The organism is Clostridium sp. UBA5119 (assembly GCF_002414285.1).
Taxonomy (GTDB): Bacteria; Bacillota; Clostridia; order Clostridiales; family Clostridiaceae; genus Clostridium_J; species Clostridium_J sulfidigenes.
Genome location: NZ_DHYX01000036.1, coordinates 24200 through 33438, shown reverse-complemented (window position 1 = coordinate 33438; position 9239 = coordinate 24200). Strand labels below are relative to the sequence as shown.

General features: G+C 29.9%; 9 protein-coding genes. 6 read left to right on the top strand and 3 right to left on the bottom strand.

The features are described from left to right. Nucleotides 1-292: 292 nt before the first annotated feature. The gene (locus B2671_RS04795) at nt 293-619 is read right to left on the bottom strand and encodes a hypothetical protein (protein WP_346869395.1); all 327 of its coding nucleotides are present in this window, start codon (nt 617-619) and stop codon (nt 293-295) included. A gap of 494 nt (nt 620-1113) precedes the next feature. Here B2671_RS04795 and B2671_RS04790 point away from each other — a divergent pair, with 494 nt between their 5' ends. The 6 genes from B2671_RS04790 to B2671_RS04765 all read left to right on the top strand — a co-directional run bounded on the left by B2671_RS04790 (nt 1114) and on the right by B2671_RS04765 (nt 7599). Next, entirely contained in the window at nt 1114-3558 is a 2445-nt protein-coding gene (locus tag B2671_RS04790; RefSeq protein WP_346869394.1) for an ABC transporter permease subunit, read from the top strand. A 28-nt stretch (nt 3559-3586) separates the two neighbouring features. After that, complete coding sequence (locus B2671_RS04785; protein WP_346869393.1) at nt 3587-4552, top strand: oligopeptide/dipeptide ABC transporter ATP-binding protein; 966 nt, start codon at nt 3587-3589, stop codon at nt 4550-4552. Then, a complete protein-coding gene (locus B2671_RS04780) occupies nt 4542-5486 on the top strand; it encodes an ABC transporter permease subunit (RefSeq protein WP_346869392.1) in 945 nt (314 codons plus the stop codon). The genes B2671_RS04785 and B2671_RS04780 overlap by 11 nt, the downstream gene beginning before the upstream one ends. An 11-nt stretch (nt 5487-5497) precedes the next feature. Next, on the top strand, nt 5498-6460 hold the full coding sequence (locus B2671_RS04775; RefSeq protein ID WP_346869391.1) for an ABC transporter ATP-binding protein: 963 nt from the start codon (nt 5498-5500) through the stop codon (nt 6458-6460). Nucleotides 6461-6676: 216 nt separating this feature from the next. Then, nucleotides 6677-6979, top strand: coding sequence for a hypothetical protein (locus B2671_RS04770; protein ID WP_346869390.1), 303 nt, complete (start codon nt 6677-6679; stop codon nt 6977-6979). An 80-nt stretch (nt 6980-7059) separates the two neighbouring features. After that, nucleotides 7060-7599, top strand: a complete 540-nt coding sequence (locus tag B2671_RS04765) for an N-acetylmuramoyl-L-alanine amidase (RefSeq protein WP_346869389.1) — start codon at nt 7060-7062, stop codon at nt 7597-7599. Between the two features lie 163 nt (nt 7600-7762). Here the strand turns inward: B2671_RS04765 and B2671_RS04760 are convergent, their stop codons facing one another. Beyond that, on the bottom strand, nt 7763-8668 hold the full coding sequence (locus B2671_RS04760) for a hypothetical protein (RefSeq protein WP_346869388.1): 906 nt from the start codon (nt 8666-8668) through the stop codon (nt 7763-7765). A gap of 96 nt (nt 8669-8764) precedes the next feature. Beyond that, nucleotides 8765-9085, bottom strand: a complete 321-nt coding sequence (locus tag B2671_RS04755; protein ID WP_346869387.1) for a hypothetical protein — start codon at nt 9083-9085, stop codon at nt 8765-8767. Between the last annotated feature and the right edge of the window lie 154 nt (nt 9086-9239).

Here is a 9239-nt window from a genome sequence, read left to right as displayed (position 1 = left end):
GAATAGTATAAAGATTATCTTTTGTAGGAGCAAAGTCAGATAATGTGTAAATACCTTCTTTATAAGTAGCGTTGTCAGATGCAAGAGCTATAATAGAAGTACTAAGTATTAATGCAATCAAAATTACTAATGTGATAGTAAATTTTTTCATATAATAGCCACCTTTCAATAATAATTTATGTAGTCAAAACATAATGTAAAACAAAAATTTTATAGTAATTGTAAGGGGAATACATATCAATAATATATATTTTATTTATTACTAATGTAAGATTAAATAGAAAAATATATATTATTCAACACCTTTAATAAATATTTCGCCATCTCCAACTATAAAAATTTTATATTCTGATTTAAGAGGAATTAGATTATATCTTGACGATTTTGGAGTTAGGTATATAACTTGTAATAAGGCATCATTTTCACCCATAACTGCGAAGTAACAATTACCTTTTGATGAAATATTCTGAACGAAGTAAGAATTGTTTTTTGCAGGAACGAAGTCTGATAATTTATATGAGCCTTCTTTAAATAGATTTTGGGCAAATGCAGGAGTTGTAGCAGATGCACCAAATATTAAAGTTATCAAGATTAATAGCATAACAGTAAATTTTTTCATATAATGACCACCTTTCAACAATAGTTTATGTAGTTGAAAAGATAATATACAGATTTACGATTTAGGAAGTACGTTAGATAAATTGATCTTTGAAAATTGAATAGTACGGTGTTTACAAGGCATGTTATGATTATTCATATTTGTGTATATAATAATTTTAAAATGCTAGAGAAAAAAATAAATTTTAATATTGAATTTGAATGTCATTAGAAATTAGAAATTAGAAGTTATATATTAGAATATCACAATAACGCTAAAAAAAGTTATACAAGAATCCATGTATAAACCAGTTAAGATTAAAAAAATAATCTTTGCTGGTTTTTATTTGAAAAAATTAATAGTTTACAAATAATGTTGAAATATAGAAAAGGAAATTCATTGATGAAACTTTGACAATTAGATAAAATTATAGATAAGTATATTACTATTGATTTACATAAATCATAAAAATATACTTATAAGTAAAATATTATTTGAGGGGGGGTAACTATACAATGAAAAAAATAAATTTTCCACTACTTCTTGGAAGTATAATTGTAATATTTTTATCAATTGTAGCTTTATACCCAGGATTTTTCGCGTCAAAGGATCCTCTTTTTGAAGAAACACCTAAGTATGTAGAATACAAAGAGGATGGTAAATTGGTAGAAAAGTTTGCGTACAATCCAATGCCACCTAATAAAGATAATATTATTGGAACAGATGATGCTGGAAGAGATGTATACTCAAGACTTGTATATGGAACTAGAAACACATTAAAGTTGGCACTTCTTATAGCTATATTTAGAATGATCTTAGCCCTTCCACTTGGATTAGCTGCAGGAATGGGTGTAAAGTTTGTTTCAAATATAATAAAAGTATTTAATACATTTTTTACTGCAATACCTATGCTTTTATTTAGTTTTATTATTTTGAATATAGGATATTTCAGAAATTTACAAATGGATAAGTCAATTTTTGCTTTTGCAATAGTGCTTACCATTGTGGGATGGGCAAAATTAGCTGGAATAATTGAAGATTCAACTAGGATGGTTATGGAAGAAGATTTTATTGAAGGTGAGATAGCTATAGGGAAGACAAAACTACAGATAGCACGGCAAAATGTGTTACCACACATATTACCAACTAGTGTAAGCTTGTTTTTTAAAGAAATGGGTATGGCGTTGTTTTTAATTGCTCAATTAGCAGTTCTTTATATTTTTGTTGGAGTAGCAAGACAAGTTAAGGCATTAGCCTTTAGGGCAAATTATGAAATGATTTTAGAACCTGAATGGGGAGGGACTCTCTCAAGAATTGCAATAAACGTTAAAAAATATGAAACAACATATTGGATGACTCTTTATCCTATATTGGTTTTTAGTGTTGCAATAATTGGAATAAATCTTACAGGAGAGGGACTTAGAATAGAATTTCAAAAGAGGGAGTCTAGAGTTATTAGTTCTATTAGAAAGATTTCTTACCTAATATCACCAAAAATATTTATCTCACAGCTTAAGAATATTAAGAAATACTATAAACCTGTAATTATAAAGAGTTCAATTATAATAGGGACTATTGTATATATAGTAATACCTTGGCATCCAAGCCTTTATAAATTTGACATAAACCAAGCTAAACTACATGTTGAAGAACTTACCAGTGATAAATATGGAGGCAGAGTAGCTGGAACAGAAGGAGGACATTTAGCTGGACGATATATAATTAACACTTTAAAATCATATGGCTATGAAGTTAATACTTTAGAAATTCCGCTAACAACTACCACAAAAAGTTCAGAAACTAACACTGAAGAAACTATTCCTGAAATTCTGGCTCCTGTAGTAATTGAATCAGGATGGATAAAGGTTACAGATGACAATGGAGAAGAAAAGACCTACCAGCTGCATAAAGACTTTACAATTGCAACTGTAAGTAAAAATATATTTATGACTAAGAAAAAAGAAAAATTGCATTACAAGGGAGTTGCAGCAGACCTTAAAAATGTAAATAATATACCTGAAGGCACAGAGTTTTTTTCTATTAAGAGGGAATATAGTGGGTTAGAATTTGATTCTTTTGGTACCCAAAATCAAATAACAAATGAATTAGGAGAAAGTTTTAATTATGATATACAGTTTATATTAGGTGAAGGCTACAATACTAGCAATAATACCTACTTCTTTAATTCTACAGATATTATTCCTTTTGATGAATTAAAGGAAGTGTTAGAAAAGGGTTATAGAGAAGTTGAGATAAGCTTTGATTATCCCAAGATACCAAATTACAAGGGACGTAATATTACTGCATTTTTACCGGGTAAAGGCAAAACCTATGAAGAACCAGGTGAGTTAATAATTATAGGGGCAAGCTATGATGGTGTCTATAAAAATGGAACTGACAGTACCTATGCTATGACAGCAACTCCTACTGCAACAGCATTGGAGGTGGCAAGAATGTTATCTCTTACAGAAGAACCATTGAAAAAGTCAATCCAGTTTATATTTTGGGATAATGAGTATGACAAATTTAAATATTCAAAGGTTGATGGCTCATATCATTACAGTGTAATAGAAGGTATGCCTGTAAATATGGCAATGTCACATGGATATTATTATTTTGATATAAGCTATCCAGGATATCAAGAAGATAAAGATTTAAATCTTGTAACCTTTCCAGCTCAAATAGCGGAGAATAGTAATTATCTAATGGGATTGGAGATAGAAAAACGATTTAGACAACTAGATGTGAGATATCAAAGATTTCACGAAAATTATGCAACTACAAATGCTTTAATTAACATGAGATTAAATGCACTTTCAAGTGTTGGAATAGGGAATTCGTCAACAGAAGGAGTTAATAGTGGTATTGATAGTATAGAAAATATAAATTATAAAGGAATGGAAAGTATTGGACAAATATTAGTAGATACCATGACAATGAATTCTTATATGATGGATTAGTAAGAAACCTTTGAAAAGGAGAAAAACCATGATAGAAGTAATAAATCTAACTAAACAATTTTTAATAAAAGACAAAATTTTTGGTGTGAATAAAGGGGTTGTACATGCAGTAAATGGTGTTAACTTTAAAATAGAAAAGGGGGAGACTCTGGGTCTTGTTGGAGAGTCAGGAAGTGGTAAATCAACCATAGGGAGATTGATGTTAAGACTCTTAGAACCAAATGACGGAAAGATATTCTTAGAAGGAAGAGATATTAGTACCATTAGCAACAAAGAATTCCGAAAGCTAAGAAAGAATTTACAAATAGTTTTTCAAAATCCCTATTCTGCATTAGATTATAAAATGACTATTGAAGATATTTTGATTCAACCACTTCAAATACACANNCAATACAAGAAAGAAGTAGGCAGATTACTTGAAATGATAGGATTGTCAGCACAGGATGCTAAGAAATTACCTCATGAATTTAGTGGAGGGCAGAGACAAAGAATTGCAATAGCCAAAGCTTTGGCTACAAGACCGAAATTTGTAGTGTGTGATGAATGTGTATCAGCTTTAGATGTATCTGTTCAATCACAGATACTCAATTTAATTATGGATCTTCAAGAAGAATTTGGTTTATCCTATTTATTTATATCCCATGATCTAAGTGTAATAAGGCATGTAAGCAACAAAGTAGCAGTAATGTATCTGGGGAAAATAGTAGAGAAAGGTAGTGTGGATGATATTTTTGATTCTCCAAAGCACCCATATACTGAGGCTTTAATGTCAGCTTCACCAGTACCTGAGCCTAGTAGAAATATTAATAGAATAAAGCTTCAAGGTGAAATACCTAGTGCAATGGATATACCATCAGGATGTGCATTTCACAATAGATGCCCTAAAAGAGTGGCTAAATGTGAAACTGTTGAGCCAGAGCTTATAGAACTTGATAATGGAAGGTTAGTTTCTTGCCATTTATATGAAGATGGGAGGAGTAAAAATGAAAACTGAAATATTAAAGGTTGTAACTAAAAAGGTTATTATGAATATATTAATACTCCTTGTAATTGTATTTCTTGTTATAGCTGTAACGGGAATACCATTAGATTTTGATATAGTTTCGTACAATGGGAAAAACACACCTAATATGAAAATCGATGGAGTTATCCAAAACATAAAAAATAACTTTAAAATATTTTTAAGTGGTGAAGAGTTTAATATTAAGATTCAGGGAGAAACTTTAGGACAACTATTGGGTAAAACAGCGACTAAAAGCTTATTTATATTATTTTTTGGAACGCTTTTAGCAGTTGTCATTGGAATTCCTAAAGGAATTATAGATAGTAGAAAGAAGGAGAGGAGTGGAACAATAAAATTACTGCAATCTCTAATACCTCTTTCAATCCCTGATATTTTAACAATAGTACTTGTACAGATGGGCGCTATATACTTATATAATAACGGAATTTCATTATTGGGTTTAGGACCACTGCCAGCATTTGGGGATGAGGGATTTGTGAATACAATTTATCCTATAATATCAATATCAATACTTCCAGCAGCGTATATTGCAAGGATAACAGCTACTACAATAGAAGAAAATTTTGAAAAGCCATATATACTAGCAGCTAGGGGAAAGGGATGCTCTAGGGTTCAAATTATAAAAAACCACATGATGAAAAGCATAATTTATGGAGTGTTATCTGGATTTCCAACAGTTATGGGTATAATGTTTTCAAGTCTTATTATAGTAGAAAGATTATTTTACTTTAGAGGAATGGGATTTTATATGATACTTTTTTATACAACAGATTTGATTCCACCATATGAAGGTGGAATAGCGTTTACTACATTTATTTTATTTCTGGCGATTTTTTACTATTTTATTTTTCTGATTTTTAATGTGTTAAAAGATATTATATTACCTAAGACAAAATTTCATTAAGGAGGGATAAGATGACATTACTTCAGGTTAAGAATTTAAAAACATATTTTTATTTGAATGGAAAGGAATATCCTGCAGTCGATGATATAAACTTTACCCTAGATGAAGGTAAAACAATGGCGATTATCGGAGAGTCTGGAAGTGGTAAAAGTGTGACTGCTTTATCTATCATGGGGTTAATTGATGATCCAGGAAAAATAATTCATGGAGAAATACATTATAAAGGAGAAAATTTGCTTAAAAAGAGTGAAAAGGCAATGAGACAAATACGGGGAAATGAAATATCTATGATATATCAGGATCCGATGACAACATTAAATCCTATGAATAAGGTAGGAGAACAGATTGCAGAAGCTCTCATAATTCATAAAAAAGTTAGTAAGAAGGAAGCTCAAAAGGTTGTTATAGAGTTAATGAAAGCCGTTGGTATTACGGATGGAGAAGAAAGATATCATCAGCTCCCTAATCAGTTTAGTGGGGGAATGAGACAAAGACTTATGATAGCCATGGCAATAGCTTGTAATCCTAAAATATTAATAGCAGATGAACCTACAACGGCTTTGGATGTTACAATTCAAGCAGAAATTTTAGATCTATTACGTAAACTTAATGGTGAATACAATATGTCCATAATATTAAATACCCATGATTTAGGAGTAGTAGCAGAGATGGCAGATGAAGTAGTGGTAATGTATTGTGGAAAAATCATGGAAATGGCATCTAATAAAGAATTATTTGAAAATCCTATAAATCCATATACTAAAAAGCTTATGGAGTGTATTCCCAGAATAGATGATAAAAAAAGGAGATTAGATACAATTGAAGGATATGTTCCACATCTATCACAATTATCAAAGGGATGTAGATTTTCAGATCGTTGTCATGAAGCCTGTGATAAATGCAGAAATACATTGCCAGAACTAAAAGAGGTTTTTAAAGGACATTGGTCTAGATGCTGGCTTCATGAAGATTAGTTTAGAGTGTTTTTAAATAAATCATATGAAAAATAACATTTTATATATAAGAAAATTCATGTAAATATAAAGATGATTTGCTACCATAATTTTAGTGTTGGTAGCAAATTGTTTTTTTATCTAAATATTGACCATTATATATTATTGGTTTATGATATGGGCATAATATATAATTTTGAGGCACGAAATATTAATTTTATTTAAAGGGATGATAATATGTTGTCAAAAGAAATGGATGAATTGATTAAGCAACGGCAAGGTCAAGTAAAGAAGGAAAATTCCCAGATTCCTTATGGTGTTGCATTGCTTTTAATTACATTAATAATGTGTGCTATACTTTGGAAAAGCAAGTATAATTATGCTGTATGTTTAGGTGTAGGTGTTATAATTGGTATTATTTTAAGATATTCGAGATTTTGTTTTACAGCAGCATTTAGAGATCCTTTTATTAGTGGAAATACAAGAGGGTTAAGAGGGATGATACTAGCTATGATTGTAAGTACTGTAGTTTTGCTGTAATTCAATCTGGATATATTCATAATAAAGGTATTAATTACAATTTGATTCCAGGAGCAGTTAGTTCAGTAGGTATTCATGTAATGATTGGTGCTTTTATATTTGGTATTGGAATGGTTTTAGCTGGAGGCTGTGTTTCAGGTGTATTGATGAGAATAGGAGAAGGACATGCTTTACACTGGAATATTGCTAATTCAATGAAGGTGGAGCTATATTTTTCTATACATATCAACTCCACTCCAAAGAAAGGTTATAAAAAGGCTATTGGGTCAGAGTGGTGGATATATCCAAACAATGAGAATAAAATTAGTGGACTTGTAGGAAGAGAGGTTCTTAAAGAACTAGCCTCCTTAGGGTTCATCAATCGTGGCATAAAATCATCAAATGAGTTTACAGAGCTATCAAGCACTAAAATGCCAGCGGTTATAATTGAATGTTTCTTCTGTAATGGTAAAGTTGATACGGACCTTTATCATAAAGTAGGCCCTAAGGCTATAGCCTATGCAATATACCTAGGAATTAAAGCAGCTACAAGAAGCAAAACACCTATTCTTTCTATGAATGGAATAAATATCAATCACATAAAAGATTGTCATAATTGTAAAAACTATTGTCCTATTTAATGAAAGGTTATTTCCTAAAATTTTAATAAAACCTATAGAATATCCATGAAATTTCACATATATTCTGTAGGTTTTATTTTCGAATTTTAACTTAGAACATCTTTTCAATACATTAAAGTAATATAACCATCTCGCTAAAATTCTTTTAAATCTATTTATTATTTTATTTATTAACTAATTCTATTTGTATGCCTTCAATATATTTTCCATATATCCCAGCATAATCTGCCAAGTCATTAACCCAAGGTAACCACTTTCCTCCAACATACACTCTATATCTAGCCTTTCTAGTTTTATCAAGTGATTCTACCTGTATACCATCAATATATTTTCCATATACCCCTGCGTAGTCTTCTATTTGTGTTACCCAAGGAAGCCAAGCCCCTCCTTTCACATGGACTCTATATCTAATTTTAGACTTGGATCCATTTGCATAAACACATTGAATTGGTTTACCGAATATACCTGCATAATCATTTAAATTTATCACATTAGGAAGCCATTTTCCTCCTACATATACTTGATAAGTTACATTTGATTTTTGATTAGGAGGATTTGGTATATAGCCATTAAATGATTCCGTTGTATAAATCCTTATATGATAATTCTTACAAACTCCTGTAGTTGTAGCTAGTTTACCTAAGTTATTTAATGCATCTCCCATTGAAGCAGGAAATGTTATGTTTGGAAAATCATAATAATCAACTTGAGTTAATTTTCCAGTTCCATTGTTAACTTTAACAGAACTACCATCCCTAAGTCCACCTATTGAATATGCCATATCAATAGAGCCACTATTATAATAGTCAAATTTAAACTTAGCATAAAAATTATTAGGATTTCCACTATTTTTATATTTTTTTCTTAAGTTTCCAAGGTTATCTTTGTATGCACTATTATTTTTTAATTTTGATATCATTGAATCGTCATTATATATATAGTAAGTAGAGTTTGGGGTTGCTGATAATGAGTGTTCTAATAATCTAGCTGACATTTCATACCCCATCTTTTTACCTACTTTTATTGTAGCTAAAACAGCAGCTCGTACCTGCGCATATGGATTAATCATACCTTTAGCTGTAATTTGTTTCTGGTTTTGAGTTTCTGTGTCTAATGATGAACTTGAGTAGTTTGCTATATTTTTTTTGAAATTTAAAAACTTTTCTTAAGGTATTTCTTCAAAATCAGTTAATTGTTTTTCAATAAATCTAATTTCTTCTTCTTTTTGATTTGTCTTCACTTTAGTTTCATCATTATCCATTGTTCCTAATGACACTGCTTCTTCTTTAATAGAATTTAATTCTTTTTCTTTTACAATTTTTTCATTTTTTAAGTAATTAACTAAATCTTCAATAGTAGTATTATAAAATTCCTCCAAAAAAATTTCTTCTTCAGAGTTATTTGAATCTGCGAATACTATTACGTTATTAGTAAATAAAACAGTAATAAATATTATAGATGACATAAACACTTTAAATTTTTTCATAATTTCCCCCTTATATGTAAATATATATACAATTGTGTAAAATTATATATAAGGAGGCTTGTATTGTGAAAAAAAAATTTTTTATTATTTGTACATTATTACTTTTAATATTTAATTTAAGCGGATGCTTTGGTCCAGGAATGAATGATTATAC